The organism is Catenulispora subtropica, from assembly GCF_039531675.1.
GTDB classification, from domain to species: domain Bacteria; phylum Actinomycetota; class Actinomycetes; order Streptomycetales; family Catenulisporaceae; genus Catenulispora; species Catenulispora subtropica.
This window is the reverse complement of sequence record NZ_BAAAQM010000005.1, coordinates 83,699-108,805: the sequence shown is the minus strand read 5'-3', so window position 1 is coordinate 108,805 and position 25,107 is coordinate 83,699. Positions and strand designations below refer to the sequence as shown.

The following is a 25,107-nucleotide window of genomic DNA, read 5'->3' as shown; positions in this document are numbered from 1 at the left end:
AAGTTCACTGTATGGCACATGCAAGAAGTATTCATTGGATGTATCAGTGTCGGTGGACGCACGCTGAATGCATGGCAACCTCAGCGAACGCAACAAGAGCGATGAACCCGCATCGACAGGCGATGCGCACCGCACCGACGACAGCACCCACCACCACGAAAGAATCCCCTCGCGCCTGGTGTGCCCTGGGCGCCGTCGCCGGCGGCCTCTTCGCCGCGGTTATGTCCACGACCGTGGTCAGTGTCGCGCTCCCGCAGATCGGCACCCGCTTGTCCGCCTCGCCCACCGGGCTGCAGTGGGTCGTCGACGCGTATGTCCTGGTCTACGCGGCCCTCCTCGTCCCCGGCGGCACGCTCGGCGACCGGCTCGGGCGCAAACGCACCTACCTGGCCGGCGTCCTGATCTTCGGGGCCGGCGCGTTGACATGCGCGCTCGCCTCGAACCTGCCGGTGCTCCTGGCGGGCCGTGCGCTCCAGGGCGTCGGGCCGGCGCTTCTGGTGCCGGGCAGCCTGACCATCGTCCGGAGCCTCTTCCACGACGAGCGCCGTCGGGCCCATGCCATCGGTCTGTGGTCGACCGCGTCGGGCCTGGCCATGGCCGTGGGGCCGGCGCTGGGCGGCGTGATCGTCGCCCAGTGGGGATGGCGCACGGTGTTCTGGATCAATGTGCCGCTGGCCGCCGTGCTCGCGACGACCGCTTGGTACGCCGTGCCCGACGTGCCCGGCACCGGCCGCCAGTCCGGTGAGCGTGACGGCGACGCCCGCCGCACCGGCCTGCTGGCCGATCTCGATATCCCCGGCGCCGTACTGATCACCGCCGGCCTGGCCGCCTCCACCTACGCGACCGTCGTCGGCCAGTCCGCGGGCTGGGGTTCGGCGGTGTTCTTCGTCAGTACTTCGATCACGGTCCTCGCGGTCGGCTTGTTCGTCCGCCGTGAGCGCCGTCACCGCGAGCCCCTTGTCGACCTGAACCTGTTCCTCCGCCGCGACTTCCTCGCCGCCAACCTGGCCGGACTGGCCGTGTTCTTCGCCTTCGTCGGCGCGATCGTCTACTTCAGCATCTACTTCCAGCACGTCCGTCACCAGGGTCCGATCGCCGCCGGCCTCAGCGTCGCGGCCATCGGCGCGGCCTTCGCCGTCGCCGCCCCGATCAGCGGCCGCCTCACCCACCGCTTCGGACCGCTCCCGCCGTTGACCGGCGGCCTGCTGCTGGCCGCTGCGGCCTTCCTGTCGCTGACCCCGATCGGCGCGCACAGCGGCATGGTCCTGATCATCGCCCGTTTCGTAGCCCTCGGCGCCGGCGTCGGACTGGCCCTGACACCGATGACCCAGATCGCCGTGCAAGCCGTCCCCGACGGCCGCGCCGGCATGGCTTCGGCGGTCCACAACGCGCTACGCCAACAGGGCCAGGTCTTCGGCGTGGCGGTGCTGGGCGCGATCGTGTACGCCCACCAGGACTACCTCACCGGCTTCCGCATCGCCCTACTCACCAGCGGATTGGTCTTGCTCGCGGCCGCCATCACCACCTTGCTGCTGCCGACGCGACGGCCTCGACCTGCCAGCGGCAGGTCGAGGCATCAGTAGCGGGCCCAGGCCCGCCGCCAAGCGGCGGGCCGTCGCCGGGACCAGACCGCGCTCAGACCGGCCATCGGCAGCTTCCGGAGCCGGTGTCGCGAATCCTGTTTGCCCCCGCGTCCCGTGCGGCCATAGCTTCTCCTCCGAACCCCCACGGACAGGAGTCAGATCACTTATGACGTCCCGACGCAGCCTCCTGCGGTCCGCCGCCGTGGTCGGCGGCCTGACCACCGTGGCATCGACGGCGACCGGGGTCGGCGTCGCGGCTGCCGCCACCGTGGGTGTCGACTGGGTGCTGGCGACTTCCTACGGAGCCGACCCCACCGGTGCCGCCGATTCCACTTCGGCCATCAACGCGGCACTGGCGGCGACGCCGGTCGGCGGTGTCTGTTACCTGCCGGCCGGGACGTACGCGACTTCCGCACCCATCGTCATCCCGCCGTCGGTGACGTTGCGGGGTTCGCACGGCGCCCACCTCGACACGATCGGCTGCGCGATCAAGCCCTCAGCCGGGTTCGCCGGCCTGGCGGTCGCCGCCTCCGCCACTGATCCGGCCACCACATACTCAGCCGTCGTCCTGCTGCTCGACCAGACGTCGGGCGGCTACTCCGTGGTGTCCAACGAGCAGCGGATCATAGACCTGACCCTCGACTGCTCGCACCTACCCACCAGCAACCCGGTCAACGGCATCCAGGCCGTGGGCCTGGTGCACGGGGTGAGTGTCGACAACGTCGCGATCCTCGACCCCAGTGCGCGCGGCGTGTGCGGAGCGATCCGCAATGGACGCAACCCCTACAGCTGGCGGATGACGCGCGTGACGGTCAACGGCGCCCGGGGACCCTACGGGTTCAACGTCGCCGAGATCACCGACTCGACGTTCGTGGACTGCGAAGCGATCGGCTCTTCGGGATCCGGCTGGTACATCGCCGACGACGGTAACGGCCACTTCACGAACTGTCGCGCGGAGTGGTCCGGGAGGCACGGTTTCGAGGTGCATTCCGGCGGCGTCTCGAGCTGCACGTTCACCGCTTGTTCCACGGACCGCAACGGCTACCACGGAATGCTCATCGAGGACTCCGGCGGCGTCGGCCCGATCGTCCTGACCGGCTGTATGTTCAACCGGGACGGTCGCAACAACGGAGCGGGCGGGGCCTACGCCGGACTGGCGGTCACCGGAAGCTCCTCCCCGATCCTGGTCGCCAACTGCATCACCGCCGTGCATGCCGACGACGACGGTACCGGGGTGCAAAGTCCCCAGTACGGCATCAGCGTCACCGGGTCCACCTATGTCGCGGTCGACGGGGGCTTCTACTGGGGCACCGTCGCCGGCTGGCATGACGGCGGATCCAACACCTATCTGCGCCGCGGTCCCAACGTCGGCGAGGCGACTGGTCCGGTCACCGGCCCGACGCTCGCGCTCGCGAACAGCTGGGGCACATCCGGCGGTCCGACCGTCACCATCCCGCTGGCCGACGCCGACCAGACCGGCCTCGTGGTCGCCAACGCGGCCGGCAACTCCAACGTCAACCAGCCCCTCGTGCTGCTCACGTCCGGCTTGTCCGGTGCGGACGCGCTCATCAAGGCGCGCGTGGCCGGCGACTCGTCCAGCAGGGTGATCCTCTCGGCGGCCGGCCAGCTCAGCCTCGGTCCCGGTACCGGCGGCCAGGACACCAGCTGGGGGCGGCTGGGGCCCGCGCAGATCGGCAGCACCGATTCCGACCTCGTCGTCGGACTGGCCGGCAAGGGCCTGAAGATCAAGGAAGGCGCGAACGCCAAGATGGGCGTGCTCACGCTCAAAGGCGCCACCGCGGTCACCGTCCCGACGACAGAGGTCACGGCGAACAGCCGGATCTTCCTGACCGTCCAGCAGGCCGCGGGCACAGTCGGTCCCGTCTACGTCAGCGGTCGAGTACCCGGCTCCTCGTTCTCGGTGCAGGGGCAGGCCGGCGACACCTCGACGGTGGCCTGGATGATCGTCGAACCCGCGTGACAGCCGCTTGCCTTCCGCACCGCCGCAAGGTTCGTCTCGGGCAGGAGGACCTGCACCTGGACCTCGGGCCCTGGCAGGGCACCCGCACGGTTCGCCGACGAGGCATGCTTCCCCGCAGTGCCGTGGGTGTGTATTACGCCGACCGCACTCAGCTTGGCCGCTCAGCCGCCGATGCCGACCCACCACCAGTCGGTTCTGCTGGCTGTAAGCGATGTTCTCCCAGTCGCTCCAGACAGGTCCGCCGGAGCAGTCCGAGCTGATGTACCCATAGATGCTCGCAGACGTCCACCACCAGCCGCCGTCGGGGCCGATCAGGGCGTGGGCGACGGGGAAGCACTGCGCGACCATCGACGTACACAGCGAGCGAACTCGCGGTCATCATCGACTACCTGAGCGGCAGCACCCGGCTGCACAACGAGCACCTTGAACGCGTGCGCAAGATCGGCGAAGAGCGTGGATGAGGTGGCCGATCACCCGGCCCGTGGCCTCGTCGAGGCTCAGAATCAAGGACTCGGTGACACGCGAGGGCGGCAGGTTTGAGACCGGGCTATACGCGGGGGCGCTTATTTTGGGCTATGGGCGCTGTGATGCCCGTCAGCGGTTCGGTTGGGATGGGAGAGTGACGGTTGGCGAGATCGCGGCGCCGGCCCGGGCCCCCTGCGCTCGGTGGAGACCGAGACGGCGCGGCTGCACGCGTTGCTGGACGGCATGGTGGTGCAGTTGCTGGCGCGACCGCCGCGACTGAGCCCGCTGGCAGCACACGAGGTGCTGACCGCGCATCTGCGGGCCGTTGTCTCAAGGAAGCAGCCTGACCCCCTCCAGACTTCTGAGGGACATCATGGGGGCGTCACGAGCCGGTGCCACCTTCAGTCCCGCTGAGCGTCTGTGCCGCGATACCGGGCTTGGGCAGTCTGAGAACTGCGGCGATCAGTCCGGAGGCGGCGAGGCACAGTGCTCCGTCGGTGAGGATCGAGGCCTGGATGCCGGGCAGCAGTCCGTCAGAGGCCTGGCTGACGATGATCGCTGACAACACCGGGGTGCCGAGTGCGATTCCGACCTGCTGGCTCATCGTGACCAGACCTGTCGCCAGGCCCTGCTGGTGGTTCGGGAGGCCAGAGGTGGCGGTGACCACATAGCCGACGATCGCCACGAGGTTCGCGACTCCGCCGAGGAATGTGAGGAGCAGCAGCGGGACGATCCAGGACTTGTCGTTGCCGAGGAACGCCAGTGGGATCGTCGTGGCGGCCTGGACGACGAATCCGGCGACGATCGCCTTCTTGGCGTCGGTGCGGGCGATGAACCTGGCGGCGAGCAGCCCGCCGAGTACCGTGCCGACGCCGAGCACCCCGAACGACAGACCGGCCGCCGCCGGGGAAAGGCCGAGAACATCCTGGAGGTACAAGGTCAGCGGGAACACCAGGGACGTCTCGGTGGCGAACGCCACCAGCCCGGCGATGTTCCCCCATGCGACGTTCCGTCGGCGGAGCACCTCCAAGGACACCAGCGGCTGGGACGTCTTCCGCTCCAGGCCCCAGAAGGCGGCCAGCGCGGCGGCCGCGACGGCGAAGCTGTACCACACGGCCGGACTGCTCCACCCATGCTGACCGGCAGCGGTCGCGCCGTACACGATCCCGACCAGCCCGAGCGTGGCGGTCAGGGCCCCGGGGAGGTCGAGCTTCGGGCGGTGGTCGGCGCGGCTCTCGCCGAGCACCGCCGGGGCCACCGACAGCACCGAGGCGGCGACGGCGACGTTGATGAAGAACGCCCACCGCCAACTCACGACGTCGGTCAGGACGCCGCCGAGGACCGCTCCGGTCGTGAACCCGGCGGCCATCAGCGCCCCGTTCAGCCCCAGCGCGCGGTCACGGGCCGGTCCCTCCGGGAAGCTCGTCGTCAGCAACGACAACGCCGCCGGGGTGACCATCGCCGTCGCGGTGCCCTGCGCGACCCGGGCGGCGAACAGCATGAGCGGATCGACGGCGAGTCCGCCGCACAGCGATGAGACGCCGAGGAGAGTCATGCCGATCAGGAAAAGCCGTTTACGGCCGATGAGATCGGACACCCGCCCGAACAGGAGCGTGAAGCCGGCGGCGCACAGCGCGTACAAGGTGGCGATCCATTGCAGCCGGTCGGTGCCGATCCCGACGTCGCGGCCGATCTTCGGCAGCGCGACGTTCAGGATCGAGAAGTCCACGGCCAGAGTGAAACTCGCGGTCAGCAGGACGACGAGCGCCGCTCGCTCGCGGCCTTCAAGCCGGGTGGGCCGCAAAGCGGGCCCGGAGGCGGTGGATATCACATCAGCAGGCATCGGATTCCTTCGATGATGGGGACCATCTTTCGGGAGTCCAAGATGTCGACGCCTCGTATTGACAGCCAGGCCCCAGTCGTTCCTACCAATGGCAGGGTCAGGCACGACCCGCTGTTCTGCGCCACAATCGAACTCATGTCCGGTACCGCGATGACGACCCGCGAGCTGGGGGATTTCCTGCGCTCCCGCCGCGACGCCCTGACTCCCGAGCAGGCGGGGATCGACAGCTATGGGATGCGCCGCGTTCCCGGGCTGCGCCGCGAGGAACTGGCACAGCTCGCCGGAGTCTCCGTGGCCTACTACACCCGTCTGGAACAAGGGCAGTCGACCGGCGCTTCAGACTCGATCATCGACGCACTGGCCCGCGCCCTCCAGCTCCACGACGACGAGCGCACGCACTTGTTCGCGCTTGCGCGTCCCCGTCCCGCTCCCAGACGGCGTCAGCCCCGCCCGGAGCACCCGACCCCCGGCGGCCTGCGACTCGTGGAAGCGATGACCGGCGTCTCGGCTATATTGCTCGGTCGCCGCAACGACGTGTTGGCCTGGAATCCGCTCGCCCACGCGCTGTTCGCCGGGCATCTGCCTCTCGACGCGCCGCAGGACACGGAGCGGCGCCCGAACCTGGTCCGCATGCTGTTCCTCGACGCGCACACCCGCGAGCTCTACCGGGATTGGGACGACGAGGCCGCGTTGCTCGTCGCCTCCCTGCGTTTCGTAGCCGGTCGCGATCCCGACGACCGTGCCCTGGCCGAACTGATCGGGGAGCTGTCCGTGAGGAGCAGCACCTTCGCGAGTCTGTGGGCCAAGCACAGTGTGCGGCTGTGTTCGAGCGGAACCAAGCACCTCCACCACCCCGAGGTCGGCGACCTCGACCTCGACTACGAAGCCGTGCACTTCCCCGACGCCGACGGACAACGCCTCGTCCTGCACACCGCCGCCCCCGGTAGCCACACCGCCGACGCACTCACCCTCCTCGCGCGCTGACCACCCCGCATCGGCGAACGCACGAGAGCGGCCGATCAACCGAACCGCGAGACGCCTCGATGCCCTCCGAATGAATATGACTTTCACTCTCTTGCCGGGGGAATCGCCGATGCCGGCGGCCGCTGGCGGGATTATCTCGGGCTCTGCTGCTGTGGGCGAGGACGGCCGCCGGGTCGAACGAACGCCACTGTCACCCCGACGCCTTCGTTTCCGACAGGCCGGACGAGGTCAAACTGTTTACATGGGGGACGACCGGAGGGCGGGCGCGGAGGGGTCCTGGTGCGAGGCGCTCTTCCACCAGGCGTGGTTGCCGATGGCCCGGGTCGATCCGCGCGGGCGGATCGTCGACGGGAATGCGGCGCTGGGACGGCTGCTCGGACGCGGGCTTCCGGAGCTGCGCGGGTTGAGCGGTCGGTGCGTGGTCGCGCCGGGGGCGGGACTGGCGTTGGCCGAGCAGTGGCGGGAGTTGCTGGCCGGGCGGCGGAGCCGGTGCCGGGGGCGGGTGCTCGTGGTGCGGACGGACCAGCGGCTCGTCTGCGTGGATGTGGTCGCGTGGGCGGTGCGCACCGGTGACAGGCGGCCGGGACAGGTGCTCTGTTCACTCAATCCGGTGAGGGGAGTGGACGGTGAGCACGGGGCGTCGGGGGATGTCGCGGAGCTTCTTCAGGTGCCGAGCGGGATTCGCTTGTCCGGGCCTGAGGCTCGAGCCCTGGAAGGTGTGGCGGAGGGCTTGGACAACGCAGCCTTGGGGGCTCGGCTCTATCTGAGCCGGACGGGCGTCGACTACTACCTGGGCCGACTACGGCGGAAGTTCCGGGTGCAGAGCCGGTGCGGTCTGGTGGCGCGGGCCTATGCGCTCGGCGTTCTTGTCGGTGCGGTGTGGCCGCCGCGGGTCGATTCCGCTTATGTGGAGGCGCCGTCAGAGGACGCGTGAGCGCCACTGTCCTGGGCCAGGCGTCGGCGAAGCGGGTCCAGGAAGGGCTTCAGCTGCCGCAGCAGTTCGCGGCTGATCCGGTCGCCCGCGTCGTGGGCGAGCACCGTCTTGAGTTCCGCGGCCAGTCGTGGCGGCAGGTCCTGGTCGATCCAGGCGCGGACGGCCTGCCGGGCCGCTCGGCGCTCGAAGTGGACGGCCGGATCGTCGTCGACGACACTCGCGGATCCGAGGAGCGTCTCGGGGTCTCGTGCGGTCGCGGACGTGCCGAGGAGAACAGGCGCGGCCTGGGCATGCGGGCTGAGTGCGATGGCGAGACTGAGGCGTTCGGCAGGTGTCGGTGTGCGGCGGAGGCGGTGTGTCAGTTCCTCTTCCGCCGCGAGGAATGCCCGGCGCGCGCCACGCTGTCCACGACTGAGCGGGTCCTCGGCACGGGCTGCGGCGGACCACGCGTTGCGGAGCCGGCTCCGGAGCAGCGCGGGCCACGTCCGGTAACGGTCCCAGTCGATGCGGCGCGTGGCTTGGAAGACCTCCAGCAGGACTTCGCCGCGCAAGGCGTCCCTGTCGGCTCCGGGTGGCAGTCGTCGTGCCATCTGCTCGGCCGTTCGGACCGCCCATGGCCACAGCTGCGTGAGCAGCTCATCGCCGAGTCGCGCAGGGGATTCGCCGCTGTGCGCGCGGTCGGCCAATGGACGCAGCCCGGTCTCCGTCCAGTCCGGAGCGAACGGGTTCACCGGGTCCGGACCCGCCCGGCTGCGTGCCTTCACAGCAGCAGGATCACATCGCGGCCGACTACCTGGAGTGGTCGTTTAGTGAGTATTTGCCCGGTTTGAACCAGCCATCCTCGGATCCGCCCCGTCTTCCGCCTACTGGAGGTGTCAGCGGACGAAGACCGGCCGGATCGTCCGACCACATAGGAAACCCTCGGAAAGGATGGTTCACACCATGGCGGGGATTTGGGACGACGACCGGATCTACAACATCACGGTCTACGACATCACCGATCGGTCCGACCTCGAGGAACTCGCGAGCGGGCCCAGCGGTTTCACCGACGGCCACGTGGTGGCCTGCCGGCTGCCCAACGGCTACCAGAACGTCCAGGTGGGCGGCGGCCGCCGCGGCGGGTACCTGCTGATGTTCCAGGCGACGGTGAACGGCGTCCGCGTCTCGGAGGCGTGGATGGCCAGCTGCACCTGGCAGGCGGAGTACCAGGACGGCGTGTTCGAGTTCGTGCTGGACGGCCCGTTCACGACCGGCTACGCGGCCCAGTAGGCCACGGGTGGTGAAGTAGCCCGGCCGTGGCGCACCTGACGGGTGCGCCACGGCTGTCCTGGCGGGGCCGCTGGACGGCCTCGTCGCCGGTGGCCGACAGCGAGCCGGTCGTCGGCCAGTGGAGATGCGGATGGCGCCTGATAAGCCGACAAGCATGCCGCTCCTCGTTCTTCGGCCCAGATCGGCTCGACGACCCAGGCGCGCAGCGCGGGCAGTTCTTCATCTCGGTCCGCGTTTTTCCGGAGAAATCGGGCAAACCATTTCAAACATTCGCCGACGAAATCCATCGCGGGTCCGGGGGCCGCCTGATGCGGATATGCATGCGCCCGCGGGCCGATCAGAGCGGCGTCCCCGCCATCCGCCGGAACCACTCCTCGCGCCGCTCCGCGCCGACGACGTCAGGGTCCGGAGGCCGCGCGTCGGAGCAGAGCAGGGCGGGCCTCGGACGCGACGAGCGAGCCGCCGGTGGCAATGCATTGCATCGCGACCACGGCGGTGTTCGCCCAGCTCGGCTCCTTCGGGGGCTGATCCGAGGAGACGCTCGGTGTTTGCGGCCTGATCGTGCCGTACTGGGGGGTGACGTTTGTTGCGATCTGCGGCTTCCCGGCGCTCGGGGCGGCCGTCGGCTGACCGATTCCGGCGTCTTGTCCCTCACTCCGGAGGGATAGTCGCCGTTGCTCGGGTACCGTACCGTCCATGCTCGATCTCTGGTATGGCACTGACGGGGCCGACCGCTTCGACCTGACCGCGCTGCCCTGGTGGCGGGTCTGCCGTGTGGACGCCGTCGCTCCCGGTGAGGGGCCGGTTCCGGCCTTCCTCGAGGACCTGTGCAAGGCGTTCGCGGACCAGGGGCACGAGGTGGGCCGTCCGGCCTCCGTCGCGGGGGCGGGCCGGCGCGTGGAGCTGGACGTGCTGCTGGTCCACATCGCGGTGCCGCCCGGACCCGGGACGCTGCTGGACCGGGTGCAGGAGCAGTACCCGCCGTTGATGGTGAACCTGCGCCGCACCGGCGACGTGCGCGGCGGTGTGCGCAACCTGGTCGGCGTGTTCGAGGTCGACGAGCCGCTGGCCGGGGCCGAGCACCTGGAGGTGGTGCAGCTGGCCAGGGTGCTGATGGCTCGTGTCGGCGCGCCCAAGACGCTTTTCCTGTACCCGGATCCCGAGACCGGGCAGATCCTCGAAGCCACGCTGTGCACCATGGAGGGCGGGCACCCGTCGGTCACCCGGGACATCGTCCGCGACATCCGCGACCGGCTGGTGGCGGTCGCCTGTGCCACCGAGGTCAACGACCGCCTGGACCAGGTCCCCGCCGCGGTGCAGCCGGCCAGTTTCGACGCCGCGCGCTCGCCGCGGGTGCTGGCCGCCGCCGGCCGCCGGATGGGCCGGCTCGGCCTGCTGCCGCCGCCGCACCGGGTCTCGGACTACGTCTCGGTCGGCATGGCCGCCGCCTACCAGCGCTACCTCGGGATCAAGGGGTTCAGCGAGGGCATGATGTTCGTCTACGACCCCGACCTGCAGGCGCTGGTGGTCACCGCGTCCGGCAGCTTCGAGGTCGACAAGCGGGACCTGAAGCCCGAGGACGTCGTCGTGGTCGACCACCAGCTGGACGGCGGCCGGCTGCGGGTGCTGTCGGTGGCCGGCGCCGCCGTCAAGGGACCGTCGGTCGAGGCCTGGGAGGTCTGCTCCCTGATGGCCGCCGCCCCGAAGATCCGGGTGAGCAAGGACGCCGGCGGCGTATGGCGGCCGGACCCGGAGGGGACCGTCGAGGTGCCCGCGGTCCGCGGCGGGCTGCACGCGCACGTCGGCGTCGACGAGGCCGACGAGACGCTGATCGAGAGCATAGCCCCGGACCGCGCCGCCTATCCGTACGGATTCGGGTGCGGGACCGACCTGATGGTGGACGTCGCCGCCGCGACCGTGCGGCGCTCGCAGGCCATCAACGACGCCGAGGACAAGCGCTCCTATGTCCGGTGGCCGATGCTGTACCACGGCGAGATGGCGCTTGAGCTGTGGACTCCCGAGGTTCCGGACGAGCCGTTGACCGGTCTGCTGGACCTCTTCGACCCGGCCGGGCGCGCAGCGATAGCGTTCCGGACCGACAACGTGGACCAACCGGTGTAGGCGATGAAGCAGTCGTACAGCAGGGCCTTGGTGACCGGAGCCTCCTCGGGCTTCGGGGAACAGTTCGCGCGGCAGCTGTCCGCGCGCGGAACGGCGCTGGTCCTGGTGGCCCGGCGTGGCGAACGGCTGGAGAAGCTGGCCGCGGAGCTCGGCACCGAGGTCGAGGTGCTGCCCGCCGACCTGACCGATCCGGCCGGGCTGGCCGCGGTCGAGGACCGCCTGCGGGACACCGGGAATCCGGTCGACCTGCTCGTGAACAACGCGGGCGTCGGCACCACCGGCTCCTTCACGAAGCTCTCGGCACAGAACGAGACCGACAAGGTCGCGCTCAACGTCACCGCCCTGATGCGCCTGACGCATGCCGCGCTGCCGCGGATGGTCGAGGCCGGGCACGGGGGGATCCTCAACATCTCCTCGATCGCCGCGACGACGCCCGTGCCGTGGGCCACAACCTACGGCGCCACCAAGGCGTTCGTGATGGCGTTCAGCGAGAACCTGAACCGCGAGGTGCGGCGGACCGGCGTGCACGTCACCGCTCTGCTGCCGGGACCGTCGGTGACCCCGCTGACCGAGGACGGCTTCGACAACCGTCTGCCTCGCCTGTTCTGGCAGTCGCCGGAGGCGATCGTGACGCGCGGCCTCGCGGCGGTCGCGGCCGGGAAGCCGGTGTGCATCACGAGCCGGGTGCTGGCGTTCGCCACCGTGACCGGCGGGCGGATGCCGCGTTCGCTCCAGTATCTGATCGGGGACCGGCTGATCGGGCGCGGCTAGCGCTGTCCCGTGAGGCCCACCAGCGGGTCGACCTCGGCGAGGAGCTCTCGGCCTCCGTCGAACAAACGCGGCGGGCTGCCCGGGACCGTGAGGACCACGGTGCCGCAGCCGGTCGCGCGCACGTCGGCCTGCGCGTGGCCCGGCAGGGTGATGAGCACGTGGGTCCCGTCGTCCATCGGGCAGCTGTGGAAGCCGCCGATCGGTGGCGTCAGGGCGTTGAGCAGCTGGGTCACCCGCTGAACCTTCGCCGGGTCGGTACTCGTCGCCGAACGGGATCCGGTGCTCACGGTGACCGAGGCGGCGCCGCCGGGAACGAACGAATCAGGGTTCCGCGACGGGGTCCAGATCACCTCGGCGTCCAGCCGGATCACCGTGCGGCCGTGGGCGCCGGTCTCCGGCGTGACGATCAGCGAACTGTGCGGCGTCGAGTACTGGAAGATCTCGAAGGCCGGCCCGGTCGAGGCGGCGCCCGACCCCGCGGGGGTCGATCCCGTCGGCGGATGCGTGTCCAGCCAGCTGAGCACCTCGGCCGGGGTGGCCGAGGTGGAGTACCAGGCGGTCGAGGTCGCCCGGGTCGACGCGGCGGTCCGCTCCGGCGGCCCGTTCAGATCCGGGGGCAGCGGATCCGGTCGGCTCGCGGCCTTCGTCGATCCCGGTGGCGGTACGAAGGTGGTCAGGATGCGGTCTGCTTCGTCCTGCGCCGCAGTCCCCTGCGGATCGGCCTGCGCCGACGCCGCGTGCGCGCCGAACGCCGCACCCGCCACCACCACCGCTGCGGCCAGGCCGGTACCGAGCCAGCCCTGTGCCGTCCGCCGCATCGTCCCGAGCGACCTCATGCAACGTTCGACGGGGCGCGGACCCTTTCGGTTCCGCGCCCCGCCGAGATTCCTCCGCCGCCGGCTCCCGCCGGCCGTCGCTATTGCTGTCCGCCGATGAAGCCGCCGCCGATGAAGCCGCCCGGACCACCGCCGGGGCCGCCGGTGGTCTGGCCGGGCGGGGGGTTGTTCTGGATCGGCGCCGGCAGGTCGCCGGAGGTCTCGGGCACCGTGAACTCCTGGAGTGTGGTGCCGGCCAGCGCGCCGTTCATCGCCTGGCCCCAGATCGGCGCGGCCAGGCAGCCACCGCAGACCTTGTCGTAGCTGGTGCCGTGGATCTTCACGTTCACCAGGCCCTTGTCGTTGGGCTTGGGCGAGACGATGCCGACCCACACCGCGGCGGCCAGGTTCGGGGTGTAGCCGTCGAACCAGGTCATCAGCCGGCTGTCGTTGGTCCCGGTCTTGCCGGCCGCCTGGCCCTTGTAGTAGTCGCCGACCTTGGTCGCGGTGCCGTGGTCGACCACGCCCCGCAGCATCCCGGTCAGCTGGTCGGTCAGCGACGGGTCGATGGTCTGGTGGCAGTCCGGGGCGGTCACCGGGTACTGCTTGCCGGAGGTGTCGGTGATCGCGGTGATCGCGGTCGGCTTGCAGTACATGCCGTGCGCGGCGAAGGTGGCGTAGGCGTTGGCCATCGCGATCGGCGTCACCTGGTTGGTGCCCAGGGTGAACGAACCGAGCTGCTGCAGCGGCTTGCCGTTGCCGTTGTCGCTGTCGATGGTCAGGCCGGCCGCCGCGGCCAGCCGGGCCGGCTCGCACAGCCCGGTCAGCTCCTGGAGCTTGATGAAGTAGTTGTTGACCGAGTTCCACAGCGCGCTGGTCATGGTCTGCGGACCGGCCTCGCCCTGGGTCTCGTCGGTGGGCTGCCACTTCGGGTCACGGGTGAAGCCGGCCGGGTTGTCGCAGACCGTGAACTTGGTCTGGGTCTCGTCGATCTTGTAGTCCAGCTGCTGCACGTAGTCCGGGGTCAGGCCCTTCTCCAGGCCGGCCATCGCCACGAACGACTTGAAGGTGGACCCGGCCTGGTAGCCGTTGCCGCCGCCGTGTGTCGGGTCGGCGGCCAGGTTCAGGTAGGTCTGGCCCTCGCCGGTGCCCATGTCCCGGCTCTGCGCCATGGCCTTGATCCGGCCGGTGCCGGGCTCGATCATCGCGATCGCCGCGCCCGGGATGTCGGTGGCGGCGACGTTGTTCTTGATCGCGCTCTCGGCCGCCTTCTCCATCTTCGGGTCCATGGTGGTCCTGATGGTCAGGCCGCCGCGGTTGAAGAAGGCCGCGCGGTCGGCCTTGGTCTTGCCGTAGATCGGGTTGTTCAGGATCTCCTGCTCGATGTACTCGCAGAAGAACGCCGCGCTGCCGGCTGCGTAGATGCAGCCGGAGTGCTGCGGCTGCACGTTCAGGCCCAGCGGCTGCTTCTTGAAGTCGTCGGCCTGCTGCTGGGTGATGTAGTGCACGGTCGGGTCGGCCATCCGGTCCAGCACCGTGTTGCGCCGGTCCGTGGCCGCCTGCGGGTGCTTGTACGGGTCGTAGGCGACCGGGTTCTTCAACATCCCGATCAGGGTGGCGGCCTGCGTCACGGTCAGCTGGCTGGCGTGCACCCCGAACCAGCGGTCGGCGGCGGCCTCGATGCCCGAGACGTTCTCGGCGAACGGCACCAGGTTCAGGTACCGCTCCAGGATCTCGTCCTTGGAGAACTTCTTCTCCACCGCGATCGCGTACTTCAGCTCGCGGATCTTGCGGGCCAGCGAGTCGCCGGTGGCGTCGGCGTACTTGGCCTTGTCGTTGCCGGCCTGCAGCACCAGCACGTTCTTCACGTACTGCTGGGAGATCGACGAGCCGCCCTGGTTGGCGCCGGCCGCGTCGGCGAAGAACGCGCGGAAGGTGCCCTTGAGGTCGATGCCGCCGTGTTCGAAGAACCGGGAGTCCTCGGTGGCCACCAGCGCCTGCCAGACGTTCGGGCTGATGGCGTCGAAGGGCACGATGACCCGGTTGCCGAAGTCGCCCCAGACGGTGGCGATCACCGAGCCGTCGGCGGCCAGGATCTGCGAGCGCTGCGGCAGGTCCGGTGTCTTCAGGTCGTCCGGGATGTCCTCGAAGTGGTCCGAGGCGCTCTTGGCGGCCAGGCCCGCGGTGCCGACGAAGGGCAGGGCCATCCCGGCCACCAGCACGCCGGCCAGAGCGCTGATCAACAGCAGGCCGAACAGGGCGCGCAGGGGGCCGCTGCCGCGGAATTGCCGGGGCGGGTGCGAAGCCATGGGGGACAGACTACGGCGTGATCCTGTGACTGCGTGGCCGGGTCGCGCGACCACCCCGCGGGGGGGTCGGTCGTCGGGGCACCGCATCTCTGGCGATCTAGTCACAAAGGACCATAGGAATTGAGTACATCGGGGACTGTTGCGTCCCCTGGATCTTCCGTATTGTGCTGTTTGGCTGCCGAGATCGTTCCTTCCACCAGGGCGGACGCCCCTATCGGGCGCCGTCCGACGAGCAAGCCGGGCAGCCCGGGTCCGGTCCGGGTCCGCGGGCAGACCGGTGGGGGGAAGGGCCGCTGTCGGCTCCGCCGTTGGGGGAGCTCGATCTTTGCGAGAGGACGGCACCGGCGATGAGCTGGGTTGAGGACTGGACCGTTGTGGCGGCGTGCCGCGGCATGGATCCGGATGAGCTGTTCGTGCAGGGAGCGGCTCAGAACCGGGCCAAGACCGTGTGCTCCGGATGCCCGGTGCGTACGGAGTGCCTCGCCGACGCCCTGGACAACCGCGTGGAGTACGGCGTGTGGGGCGGGATGACCGAGCGGGAGCGGCGGGCGCTGCTGCGCCGCCGCCCGGAGGTGCGCTCGTGGCGGCAGTTCCTGGAGTCCGCCAAGGAGAAGTACGAGCGCGGTGGCGAGGTCGTCTGCGAGCCCCGGTTCGCCGCCGCCGCCCAGACCGCGCAGGCCACCATCCCGCGGCAGCGGGACGAGGCCGGATCGTTCGGGAGGGCGTGACCGGGTCCTGATCCGGTCCCGTCGGCGAGGGTGTCGGCCCGGTCCGCGCGAAGCTCAAGCCTCCGCGTCGAGGTAGTCCAGCTGCGCGCGCACCGACATCTCGGCGGCGAACCGCACCGCCGGGTCCACGTCCGCGTACACCCGGTCCACGACCTCGGCGGCCGTCCGGTCCCCGGCCGCCACCGCCGCCCGGACCTGGGCCAGCCGCTGTTCGCGGTGCGCGAGGTAGAACGCGACGATGGCGGCCGCGTCGGCCGGCACCGGGCCGTGTCCGGGCAGGACCGCCGTGACCTCCTCGCGCTCGGTGAGCCCGTGCAGCCGGTGCAGGGTGTCGAGGTAGTCCCCCAGCCGTCCGTCCGGGTGCGCCACCACCGTGGTGCCGCGGCCGAGGATGGTGTCCCCGGTCAGCACCGCGCGGTCGGCCGGCAGCACGAAGCAGAGCGAGTCGCCGCTGTGCCCCGGCGTGGCGACCACGTCCAGCCGCAGCCCGTCCACCTCCACCACGTCCCCGCCGGCCAGCCCCTCGGAGCCGAGCCGGTACCGCGGGTCCAGGGCCCGCACCGGCGCGCCGGTCAGCTCGGCCAGGCGCGGCGCGCCCTCGGAGTGGTCGAAGTGCCCGTGGGTGAGCAGGATCTGCGCGATCCGCAGGTCCCGCTCCTCGGCGGCCCGCAGCACGGTCCGCAGGTGCCCCTCGTCCAGCGGACCCGGGTCGACCACGACCGCGCGCCGGGCCCCGGGCTCGGCCAGCAGCCAGGTGTTGGTGCCGTCGAGCGTCATCGGGTTCGCGTTCGGGGCGAGCACCAGCGTGGCCCGAGCGGTCCCGGCTTCGGGCCGGACCCCGGGCGTCATCGGGGGAGGATTCATCGCCGCCGCCCCGTCACAGTTCCCACTCCAGGTGCCAGGAGCCGTCCGGCCGCTGGTCGACGGTGGCCATGATCGGCTTGAGGGGGCGTCCGGCCGCGGCCCGCACGGCGTCCGCGGCGGTGTCGTACGCGCACAGGTCGCGCAGCGTGGTGATGGTCGGGGGCAACATCAGGGCGCTGCCGGCGATGTGGTCGTCGACGGCCTGGCGCGGCGCCATCCAGGCGGTGGTCTCGGACTCCCCCGAGACGTCCCGGGTGCGCTGGCCGGCCGGCAGCGCCGCGACGAAGAACGCGGTGTCGTAGCGCCGGGGCTCGAACTCCGGGGTGATCCACCGGGCCCAGGCGCCGAGCAGGTCGGTGCGCAGCACCAGGGAACGGGCCGCGAGGAACCCGGCGAGCGATGTTTCCCGTGAAACCAGCGCCCGGCGGTCCGTCTCCCAGTCCTCGCCGGTGGTGTCGGCGACCACCGAGTGCTCGTCGGGCCCGGCGAACAGCACCCCGGACTCCTCGAACGTCTCGCGCACCGCCGCGCACAGCAGCGCCCGGGCCTCGGCCTCGTCGCTGCCGAACCGGGCGGCCCACGCCGCGGCCGGCGGTCCGGCCCAGGCGATCTCGGCGTCGGCGTCGCGCGGGTCGACCCGGCCGCCGGGGAAGGCGTAGAACCCGCCGGCGAAGGCCATCGTCGAGGCCCGCTTGAGCAGGTAGACCTCCGGCGGGGCGGCGTCGCGGTCGCGCAGCAGTACCACTGTGGCCGCGTGTCTGGGCGGCACCGGCGTGAACTCACCGCGCTGGTACGCCGCGATCTGGTCGGCCCAGCCCTCCGGCACCTGCGCGCTGAGTCGGCTGCCGGCCGGGGCTATGTACTCGCCGCCTTGCTGCGACATGCCTCCCCTTCCTCTCCTGGGTGCGGTCCGCCGGCCGGCGGGTGCGGGCCGGCGGGTGCGGGATCAGACCTCGACGATGAGCTCGACCTCGACCGGGGCGTCCAGCGGCAGCACCGCCACTCCGACCGCCGACCGGGCGTGCCGCCCGGCCTCGCCGAAGACCGCGCCGAGCAGCTCCGAGGCGCCGTTGACGACCGCCGGCTGGCCGGTGAAGTCGGGGGCGCTGGCGACGAAGCCGACCACCTTCACCACCCGCTTGACCAACGCCAGGTCGCCGATCTCGGACTTGATCGCGGCCAGCGCGTTCAGCGCGCAGCGCTGCGCCAGGGCCTTGGCGTCCTCCGGGCCGACCTCGGCCCCGACCTTGCCGACCATCGGCAGCGCGCCGTCCACCATCGGCAGCTGGCCGGAGGTGTAGACGAGGTTGCCGCTGCGCACCACCGGGATGTAGGCCGCGACCGGCGGGACGACCTCGGGAAGCTTCAGGCCGAGCTCGGTCAGCTTCTCTTCGGGATGGCTCATTTCGCGGACTCCGTCGCCTTCGGGCGCTTCAGGTAGGCGACCAGCTGGTCCGGGTTCGGCCCGGGCACGACCTGGACGAGCTCCCAGCCGTCTTCGCCCCAGGTGTCGAGGATCTGCTTGGTCGCGTGCACGAGGAGGGGCACCGTCGCGTATTCCCATTGATTCTGATTCGGACGCAGCGTCATGGGCCAAGCCTACGGTGAGGGGTCTACTGGCTCACATCGCCCGGGAGTTGCTGCCCTGGCGTGTTCCACATGACGCAGCGCAGGGTGCGGTCGGCCTTCCAGTCCTTCGGCAGCTCCGGAGCGCCGTTCCAGAGGTCCTCGCTGGGGATGAGCGCGGCGTAGACGTAGTGGCTGCCGGCGGGGTTCGCCGACGGCTCGATCAGCCGGTCGGCCCAGCACAGCCGTTGGGCCACCTTCGTCAGCTCGGCGGCGCCCGGGTAGGGGATGGGGCCGGTGCCGTCCGTGCCGTACTTGCTGAAGTCGGTGTCGACCATTTGGGTCGCGTAGTACATCTCCAGATCGTGCGGCTTGGAACACTCCACGCCCTGGTACGCCGGCTGGCCGGGGCTGAAGGGCGGGCCGCTCAGACACTTGTCGTAGCCGCTGAAGCCCAGGGTGGGGAACTGTGCGTGCGGGCCGCCGACCGTGTAGACCTGGACCGCGTCCGAGGGCTGGGCGTCGGCGGCCGCCTGGTGCTTCTTGCCGGCGTCATAGCCCTGGGACCGGAAGAGGAAGCCCGAGACGGCCAGTGCCGTGAGGGTCAGCCCCGCCGCGATCACCGGGCGGAGCCACCCGCGGCGCGGCCGGACCGGAGCCTGGTTGATCTCGCTGAGCTGGGTCGGGTCGCCGCCGGCCGGTATCAGCGCGGTGTCGCCGTGGTACCCGGTCTGCTGCGGCGGCAGGAGCTGGGTCCCGTCCGAGCCCACGGCCCCGAGCAGACTCCGGATCTGCGGTCCGGCCAGGCGGCCCTCGGGCGCGGCGGCCAGCATGCCGGACACGGCGGCCGCCAGCGGCCCCTGGACCCGGGTGAGGTACGGCACGTGGTTCAGGACCGCGCCCAGCGTCGCGGCCGTGGTGTCGCGTTCGAACGCGGCGCGGCCCTCGATCGCGAAGTACAGCACCGCGCCCAGCGACCAGATGTCCGAGGCCGGCGACGCCTCCTGCCCGGCCAGCCGCTCCGGCGCCAGGTAGGCCGGGGAGCCGATGACCGCGCCGGTCTTGGTCAGCGTCGGGTCGTCGGCGGCCTGCGCGATCCCGAAGTCGGTGAGCTTGGCCCGGCCGTTGCCGCCGAGCATGATGTTCGACGGCTTCACGTCGCGGTGCACGATCCCGGCGGCGTGCGCGGCCTCCAGCGCGGTCAGCACCTGCCGCCCGAGCTCGGCGACCGCCGCCGGCGGCAGCGGGCCCGAGCGCCTCACCACGTCGGACAGCGTCGGCGCCTCGACCAGCTCCATCACGATGTAGATGGACCCGTTGTCGTGCACGACGTCGAAGACGGTCACCACCGCCGGGTCGTTCAGCCGGCCGGCGGTGCGCGCCTCGCGCAGGATGCGCTGCTCGAACTCGGCCCGCTCGGCGGCGGTCACGCCCTCCCCGAGCCGCATCTCCTTCACGGCCACCGGCCGCCCGATCACCCGGTCCTCGCCGCGCCACACCACGCCCATGCCGCCGCGCCCGAGCTCGCCGCGCAGCACGTAGCGGCCGGCGACCACCCGCTCCCCCGGCGCCAGGCGCTCGGTGTCCACCTCGCCGCTCATCTCCGCCCGCCCCCCACTCGCCAGATTCCTGATAACGCCGAGCTGTGCGGTTCCCTACAGTAGTGCCAGAGGCGGCCCGTTCCGGGGCCGAGTTACCGACGGTTAGTCTGGAACCATGAGCCGACCCTGGCCGCCGGAAAGCCGCCTGCACATCGTCACCGGGAAGGGCGGCACCGGGAAGACCACGGCGGCGGCCGCGCTGGCCCTGGCCCTGGCCGAGGGCGGGGGCCGGGTGCTGCTGGTCGAGGTCGAGGGGCGGCAGGGGATCGCGCAGCTCTTCGACACCGCGCCGCTGCCCTACGAGGAGCGCAGCATCGCCATCGCGCCCGGCGGCGGCGAGGTGTTCGCGCTGGCCATCGACCCGGAGCAGGCGCTGCTGGAGTACCTCGACATGTTCTACAAGCTCGGCCGGGCCGGGAAGGCGCTGAAGAGGTTCGGCGCCATCGACTTCGCGACGACCGTGGCCCCCGGGATGCGCGACGTGCTGCTCACCGGCAAGGCGTGCGAGGCGGTGCGGCGCACCGCGACCGACCGGCCGGGCCGGGCGTTCGCGTACGACGCCGTGGTCATGGACGCGCCGCCGACCGGGCGCATCACCCGGTTCCTCAACGTGAACACCGAGGTCGCCGGGCTGGCGCGGGTCGGGCCGGTGAAGAACCAGGCCGAGGCGGTGATGCGGGTGCTGACGTCGCCGCAGACCGCGGTGCACCTGACCACCGTGCTGGAGGACATGCCGGTGCAGGAGACGCTGGACGGGATCGAGGACCTGCGGGCCGCGGGGCTGCCGGTCGGGGCGGTGCTGGTGAACATGGTCCGCACCGCGCACCTGGCCATCGGCAAGCGGGCCGCGGTCAGCGCCGCCGCGGAGAAGCGGGTCGCGGCGCTGCTGAAGCCCTACGGCATCGACGCCGCCGAGACCGGCTCGCTGGCCGTGCTGGGGCGGGAGCACGCCGAGCGGCTCACGCTGGAGGAGAACGAGCGGCGCGCGCTGGACGAGGCCGGGCGACCGGTCGTGGAACTGCCGCTGATCGGCGACGGCATCGACCTCGGGGGACTCTACGAGCTGGCCGCGGTGCTGAGCGCGGCCTCGGGAGGCTCTGACGCATGACGGTCACCGCGAAGCATCTGGACGTGGACGGCCTGTTGACGGACCCGGCCACGTCGATCATCGTCTGCTGCGGTTCCGGCGGCGTCGGCAAGACCACCACCGCCGCGGCCCTGGGCCTGCGGGCCGCCGAGCAGGGACGCAGCGTCGTGGTGCTGACCATCGACCCGGCCCGCCGGCTGGCCCAGTCCCTGGGACTGACTGAGCTGGACAACAGCCCCCGCGAGATCGAGGGCATCGCGGGCTCCGGCCGGCTGTTCGCCATGATGCTGGACATGCAGCGGACGTTCGACGAAATCGTCGAGAAGCACGCCGATCCCGACCGCGTCGAGCAGATCCTGACCAATCCCTTCTACCAGTCCCTGTCGGCCGGCTTCTCGGGCACGCAGGAGTACATGGCGATGGAGAAGCTCGGCCAGCTCCGCCGGACCGGCGAGGAGACCGGCAGCTGGGACCTGATCGTGGTCGACACCCCGCCCAGCCGCTCGGCCCTGGACTTCCTCGACGCCCCCAACCGCCTGGGCAGCTTCCTGGACGGCCGTCTGATCAAGGTCTTGATGGCGCCGGCCAAGGCCGGCGGCGGGATCGCCCTGAAGGTGTTGGCGTCCGGCTTCTCCATCGCCACGATCGCCCTGAACAAGCTGCTCGGGTCGGGGTTGCTGCACGACGTGCAGACCTTCGTCGGGTCCCTGGAGTCGATGTTCGGCGGCTTCCGCCAGCGGGCCGAGGAGACCTACCGCCTCCTCCAGGCCGAGGGCACCGCGTTCCTGGTGGTCGCCTCGCCCGAGCCGGACGCGCTGCGCGAGGCCGCCTACTTCACGGAGCGGCTGGCGGCGGAGAACATGCCGCTGGCGGGGCTGATCCTGAACCGGGTGCATCCGGTGGCGGTCCCCGAACTGTCGGCCGAGAAGGCCCTGGCGGCGGCGGAGGAGCTGGACGGCGACTCGGCCGACGAGCGGCTGGCGGCCGGACTGCTGAGGCTGCACGCCGAGCGGGTGCGGCTGGCCGCGCGGGAGCGGCGGCTGGCCGAGCGGTTCACGACGTCGCATCCGGGCGTCGCGGTGGCCGAGATCCCGGCGCAGCCCGGGGACATCCACGACCTGGAAGGGCTGCGGGCGGCCGGGGATCTGCTGGCGGGGTGAGGTGACGACCCCGCCCTGCTCCGGGCCTACCGGGAACGCTGGCTGAGCCGCTCCACGTTCGTCAGCACCACGGCTCGCGCCTCCAGGCGCAGCCAGCCGCGGCCGGCGAAGTCGGCCAGGGCCTTGTTCACCGTCTCGCGGGAGGCGCCGACCAGCTGGGCCAGCTCCTCCTGGGTCATGTCGTGGGCGACGTGGATACCGTCCTCGGCGGGGGTGCCGAAGCGGGCGGACAGGTCCAGCAGGGCCTTGGCGACACGGCCGGGGACATCCGAGAAGACCAGGTCGGACATGGAGTCGTTGGTCCGGCGCAGCCGGCGGGCGATGGCGCGCAGCAGGGCGCGGGCCACGTCCGGGCGGGTGGCGAGCCAAGGGGTGAGCTCGTCGGAGCTCAGGCCGAGCAGCGTGGAGTCCACCAGCGCGGTCGCGCCGGCCGAGCGGGGGCCCGGGTCGAACAGGGACAGTTCGCCGAACATCTCGCCGGGGCCGAGGACGGCCACCAGGTTCTCGCGGCCGTCGCCGCTGGTGCGACCGAGTTTGATCTTCCCTCGCAGCACCACGTACAGCGAGTCGCCGGGGTCGCCCTCGTGGAACAGGAGTTCACCTCGGGCCAGCTCGATCTCGTTCATGGAGGCGCGCAGCGAGGCGGCGGCGTCCTGGTCGAGGGTGGCGAAGAGGGGCGTACGGCGCAGTACGTCGTCCACGGGTTTCTCCTCTTAATGGCAGTGCTGTTCCGAGACCAGTGTGACGCAGGGAGCGCCTGCGCAGCACGCCGGGTCGGGCTATCGTGCGATGTCCATTAGACCGTATGAGTAGTCAACTCCACGAAAGCGTCCGAACCAGAGCGTCGAGTGCGCGGGGGTAGGCCGCCTCGTTCGGGGAGCCGAAACCGACCACGATGCCCTGGGGCCGGTCGGCGGAGGCCTTCGCCCCGGCGTCCCACAGGCCGCCGAGGCCTTCCAGCTCCAGGCCGAATCCGGCGGCCCTGGCCACCACCTCGGACTCGCTCATCTCGGCCGGCTCCAGCCGGACCAGTGCGTGCAGGCCGGCGGCGATGCCGCCGAGGGTGAATCCGGCCGCCGGGCGTCCGGCTTTGGTGCGCAGCCGCTCGGCCAGGAGGTCGCGGCGCCGGCGGTAGCGCAGACGGGAGGCGCGGACGTGGCGGTCGTAGTCGTGGGAGGTGATGAACTCCGCGAGGGTCATCTGGCCCAGAGTCTCCGACTGGTGGTCGGCGTGGCGCTTGGCCTCGGTGATCGGTGCGAGCAGGGGTTCGGGGAGCACCATCCACGCCAGGCGGACGCCGGGGCCGAGGGTCTTGGAGGCGGTGCCGATGTAGACGGTGTGGTCCGGGAGCACGCTCTGAAGCGCGCCGACGGGCTGCCGGTCGTAGCGGAACTCGCCGTCGTAGTCGTCCTCGACGACGTAGCGCCCGGCCCGGGCCCACTCCACGAGGGCCTGGCGCCGTGCCGGGTGGAGCGTGGAGCCGATCGGGTACTGGTGGCTCGGGGTCACGATCACGGTGCCGACGTCGCGGAACCGGCGGCCGGGCAACAGATCGACCCGCGCGCCGTCGTCGTCCACCGGCAGGGGGACGACCTCGGCGCCGGCGGCCCGGACCGCTTGGCGGAACAGCGGTATGTACGGATCTTCCATGGCCACCCCGCCGCCGAGCACCTGGCCGAGCAGCGCCAGTCCCTGCAGCGCGCCGGAGACGACGACGATGTGCTCGGGGTCGGTCAGCACGCCGCGGGTCCGGCCGAGATACTCGGCCAGGGCCCGGCGCAGCTCGACCCGGCCGCGGGGGTCGCCGTAGCCGAACACGTCGTTCGGGGCCCCGTTCACCGCCCGCCGGGCTGCCCGCAGCCAAGCCTCGCGGGGGAACCGCGACAGGTCCGGGGTGCCGGGGCGGAGGTCGTGGGGGAGGCGTCGCGGGCGGCCGGTGGGCGGGGTGGCCGATCGGCCGGAGTCCCGGACGTTCGACGGTGCCTGGCCGGGCGCCCCGGCCAGCGCGGCCACCCGCGTCCCGGACCCCCGCACCGCGACCAGGTGGCCTTCGGCGACCAGCTGGTCGTATGCCGCCGACACCGTCCCGCGAGCCAGGCCGAGCTCGACGGCGAGCGTGCGGGTGGAGGGCAGCCGGACCCCGGCGGCCAGGCGGCCGTCGCGGATCGCCTCGCGCAGGGCGTGCTCCAGCCCGACCCGGCGCCCGGAGGCCGGGTCGACCGCCAGGTGCAGGTCGACGTCCAAAGTGGACCAATATTCAGCCATCGGATTGGATCCTAGCAGCGGTCCACATCCGGGATACCGTCATCATCATGACAACGAACACGGAGACCACCGCATACGTGAAGCCCACCGTCCGCCTCGCGGTCGACGACCTGGCGCCGAAGATCGCCAAGGCCATGAACGGCCTGGAGCGCGCCGCCACCGAGGGCATCCTGGAGAAGCCGCTGCGCGAGATCGTGAAGCTGCGCGCGTCGCAGATCAACGGCTGTGTGTACTGCGTCGACATGCACTCCCGGGACGCCGTGGCCGGCGGGGACGCCTGGCGCCGGATGAACCTCGTCGCGGTCTGGCGCGAGGCTCCCTACTTCACCGCCCGGGAGCGCGCCGCGCTGGCGCTGACCGAGGCCGTGACCCGCCTGGCCGACCGCGAGGTGCCGGACACGGTCTGGAACGAGGCCGCGGCCCAGTTCAGCGAGGAGGAGCTGGCCGAGCTGGTGTGGCAGATCGGCATCATCAACCTGTGGAACCGGCTGGGCGCGACGGCGCGGCCGTGGGGGCTGTCCGGCGGCACCGAGGACTGACGGTCGCCGAGGCCGGCGAGACCGCTCGGGACTCCGGTCCGGCAGGGGACGCTGCCGGGCCGGACCGGCCGTTCGACGATCCGAAGGCCGACGATCCGAAGGCCGATGAGCCGGGTCCGACGCGTGAGGGGGCGCGCCGGACCCGGCTCACGTGTTCCGCGCCGGCCGCCGGACCCGGCTCACGTGTTCCGCGCCGGCCGCCGGACCCGGCTCACGTGTTCC

23 protein-coding genes are annotated in these 25,107 nt (G+C 71.3%); 12 read left to right on the top strand and 11 right to left on the bottom strand.

The window, feature by feature from the left end:
• Nucleotides 1-11 precede the first annotated feature (11 nt).
• The 3 genes from ABD466_RS06630 (at nucleotide 12) to ABD466_RS44385 (ending at nucleotide 4,443) form a co-directional block, all read left to right on the top strand.
• Complete coding sequence (locus tag ABD466_RS06630) at nucleotides 12-1,583, top strand: MFS transporter (protein WP_344656052.1); 1,572 nt, start codon at nucleotides 12-14, stop codon at nucleotides 1,581-1,583.
• A 166-nt stretch (nucleotides 1,584-1,749) separates the two neighbouring features.
• On the top strand, nucleotides 1,750-3,564 hold the full coding sequence (locus ABD466_RS06625; protein WP_344656051.1) for a right-handed parallel beta-helix repeat-containing protein: 1,815 nt from the start codon (nucleotides 1,750-1,752) through the stop codon (nucleotides 3,562-3,564).
• A gap of 666 nt (nucleotides 3,565-4,230) precedes the next feature.
• On the top strand, nucleotides 4,231-4,443 hold the full coding sequence (locus ABD466_RS44385; RefSeq protein WP_425558558.1) for a TetR family transcriptional regulator C-terminal domain-containing protein: 213 nt from the start codon (nucleotides 4,231-4,233) through the stop codon (nucleotides 4,441-4,443).
• Here the strand turns inward: ABD466_RS44385 and ABD466_RS06620 are convergent.
• Entirely contained in the window at nucleotides 4,412-5,872 is a 1,461-nt protein-coding gene (locus tag ABD466_RS06620) for an MFS transporter (protein WP_344656050.1), read from the bottom strand. The two genes, ABD466_RS44385 and ABD466_RS06620, sit on opposite strands and share 32 nt — an antisense overlap.
• Nucleotides 5,873-6,007: 135 nt before the next feature.
• Here ABD466_RS06620 and ABD466_RS06615 point away from each other — a divergent pair, with 135 nt between their 5' ends.
• A complete protein-coding gene (locus ABD466_RS06615; RefSeq protein ID WP_344656049.1) occupies nucleotides 6,008-6,856 on the top strand; it encodes a helix-turn-helix transcriptional regulator in 849 nt (282 codons plus the stop codon).
• A gap of 241 nt (nucleotides 6,857-7,097) precedes the next feature.
• Nucleotides 7,098-7,790: a PAS domain-containing protein gene (locus ABD466_RS06610; protein WP_344656048.1), complete on the top strand. Its 693-nt coding sequence runs from the start codon at nucleotides 7,098-7,100 to the stop codon at nucleotides 7,788-7,790.
• Here the strand turns inward: ABD466_RS06610 and ABD466_RS06605 are convergent.
• The gene (locus tag ABD466_RS06605; protein WP_344656047.1) at nucleotides 7,760-8,554 is read right to left on the bottom strand and encodes a hypothetical protein; all 795 of its coding nucleotides are present in this window, start codon (nucleotides 8,552-8,554) and stop codon (nucleotides 7,760-7,762) included. The two genes, ABD466_RS06610 and ABD466_RS06605, sit on opposite strands and share 31 nt — an antisense overlap.
• A gap of 178 nt (nucleotides 8,555-8,732) precedes the next feature.
• Between ABD466_RS06605 and ABD466_RS06600 the strand changes: the two genes are divergently transcribed.
• From ABD466_RS06600 to ABD466_RS06590, 3 genes are all read left to right on the top strand, one after another.
• Nucleotides 8,733-9,059, top strand: a complete 327-nt coding sequence (locus tag ABD466_RS06600) for a hypothetical protein (protein ID WP_344656046.1) — start codon at nucleotides 8,733-8,735, stop codon at nucleotides 9,057-9,059.
• A 696-nt stretch (nucleotides 9,060-9,755) separates the two neighbouring features.
• A complete protein-coding gene (locus tag ABD466_RS06595; protein WP_344656045.1) occupies nucleotides 9,756-11,180 on the top strand; it encodes a hypothetical protein in 1,425 nt (474 codons plus the stop codon).
• Nucleotides 11,181-11,183: 3 nt separating this feature from the next.
• Nucleotides 11,184-11,951, top strand: coding sequence for an SDR family NAD(P)-dependent oxidoreductase (locus ABD466_RS06590; protein ID WP_344656044.1), 768 nt, complete (start codon nucleotides 11,184-11,186; stop codon nucleotides 11,949-11,951).
• Here ABD466_RS06590 and ABD466_RS06585 read toward each other — a convergent pair.
• On the bottom strand, nucleotides 11,948-12,787 hold the full coding sequence (locus tag ABD466_RS06585) for a hypothetical protein (RefSeq protein ID WP_344656043.1): 840 nt from the start codon (nucleotides 12,785-12,787) through the stop codon (nucleotides 11,948-11,950). The two genes, ABD466_RS06590 and ABD466_RS06585, sit on opposite strands and share 4 nt — an antisense overlap.
• An 80-nt stretch (nucleotides 12,788-12,867) precedes the next feature.
• Nucleotides 12,868-15,075 (bottom strand): transglycosylase domain-containing protein, encoded by a 2,208-nt coding sequence (locus ABD466_RS06580; RefSeq protein WP_344656042.1) that lies wholly within the window; start codon nucleotides 15,073-15,075, stop codon nucleotides 12,868-12,870.
• A 293-nt stretch (nucleotides 15,076-15,368) separates the two neighbouring features.
• Here ABD466_RS06580 and ABD466_RS06575 point away from each other — a divergent pair, with 293 nt between their 5' ends.
• Nucleotides 15,369-15,803 (top strand): WhiB family transcriptional regulator, encoded by a 435-nt coding sequence (locus tag ABD466_RS06575; protein WP_425558573.1) that lies wholly within the window; start codon nucleotides 15,369-15,371, stop codon nucleotides 15,801-15,803.
• Nucleotides 15,804-15,857: 54 nt separating this feature from the next.
• On the opposite strand, the gene ABD466_RS06570 is transcribed toward ABD466_RS06575, so the two are convergent.
• The 5 genes from ABD466_RS06570 to ABD466_RS06550 all read right to left on the bottom strand — a co-directional run bounded on the left by ABD466_RS06570 (nucleotide 15,858) and on the right by ABD466_RS06550 (nucleotide 19,834).
• A complete protein-coding gene (locus ABD466_RS06570) occupies nucleotides 15,858-16,652 on the bottom strand; it encodes an MBL fold metallo-hydrolase (protein ID WP_344656040.1) in 795 nt (264 codons plus the stop codon).
• Nucleotides 16,653-16,680: 28 nt separating this feature from the next.
• Nucleotides 16,681-17,550, bottom strand: a complete 870-nt coding sequence (locus ABD466_RS06565) for an NUDIX hydrolase (RefSeq protein ID WP_344656039.1) — start codon at nucleotides 17,548-17,550, stop codon at nucleotides 16,681-16,683.
• A gap of 63 nt (nucleotides 17,551-17,613) precedes the next feature.
• Nucleotides 17,614-18,072, bottom strand: coding sequence for a RidA family protein (locus tag ABD466_RS06560; protein ID WP_344656038.1), 459 nt, complete (start codon nucleotides 18,070-18,072; stop codon nucleotides 17,614-17,616).
• On the bottom strand, nucleotides 18,069-18,257 hold the full coding sequence (sp36, locus tag ABD466_RS06555) for a Sp36 family protein (protein ID WP_344656037.1): 189 nt from the start codon (nucleotides 18,255-18,257) through the stop codon (nucleotides 18,069-18,071). The genes ABD466_RS06560 and sp36 overlap by 4 nt, the downstream gene beginning before the upstream one ends.
• 23 nt (nucleotides 18,258-18,280) lie before the next feature.
• A complete protein-coding gene (locus ABD466_RS06550) occupies nucleotides 18,281-19,834 on the bottom strand; it encodes a serine/threonine-protein kinase (protein WP_344656036.1) in 1,554 nt (517 codons plus the stop codon).
• Nucleotides 19,835-19,949: 115 nt separating this feature from the next.
• Here ABD466_RS06550 and bagA point away from each other — a divergent pair, with 115 nt between their 5' ends.
• Both bagA and bagB read left to right on the top strand, forming a co-directional pair.
• Entirely contained in the window at nucleotides 19,950-20,942 is a 993-nt protein-coding gene (bagA, locus tag ABD466_RS06545; RefSeq protein ID WP_344656035.1) for an ATPase BagA, read from the top strand.
• Entirely contained in the window at nucleotides 20,939-22,081 is a 1,143-nt protein-coding gene (bagB, locus tag ABD466_RS06540) for an ArsA family ATPase (protein ID WP_344656034.1), read from the top strand. The genes bagA and bagB overlap by 4 nt, the downstream gene beginning before the upstream one ends.
• 26 nt (nucleotides 22,082-22,107) lie before the next feature.
• Here bagB and ABD466_RS06535 read toward each other — a convergent pair whose 3' ends face one another.
• Nucleotides 22,108-22,782, bottom strand: coding sequence for a Crp/Fnr family transcriptional regulator (locus tag ABD466_RS06535; RefSeq protein WP_344656033.1), 675 nt, complete (start codon nucleotides 22,780-22,782; stop codon nucleotides 22,108-22,110).
• A 112-nt stretch (nucleotides 22,783-22,894) separates the two neighbouring features.
• Nucleotides 22,895-24,346: a MocR-like pyridoxine biosynthesis transcription factor PdxR gene (gene pdxR, locus ABD466_RS06530; RefSeq protein WP_344656032.1), complete on the bottom strand. Its 1,452-nt coding sequence runs from the start codon at nucleotides 24,344-24,346 to the stop codon at nucleotides 22,895-22,897.
• 47 nt (nucleotides 24,347-24,393) lie between these two features.
• On the opposite strand from pdxR, the gene ABD466_RS06525 reads away from it, so the two are divergent.
• On the top strand, nucleotides 24,394-24,885 hold the full coding sequence (locus ABD466_RS06525) for a carboxymuconolactone decarboxylase family protein (protein ID WP_344656031.1): 492 nt from the start codon (nucleotides 24,394-24,396) through the stop codon (nucleotides 24,883-24,885).
• Nucleotides 24,886-25,107: the final 222 nt, after the last annotated feature.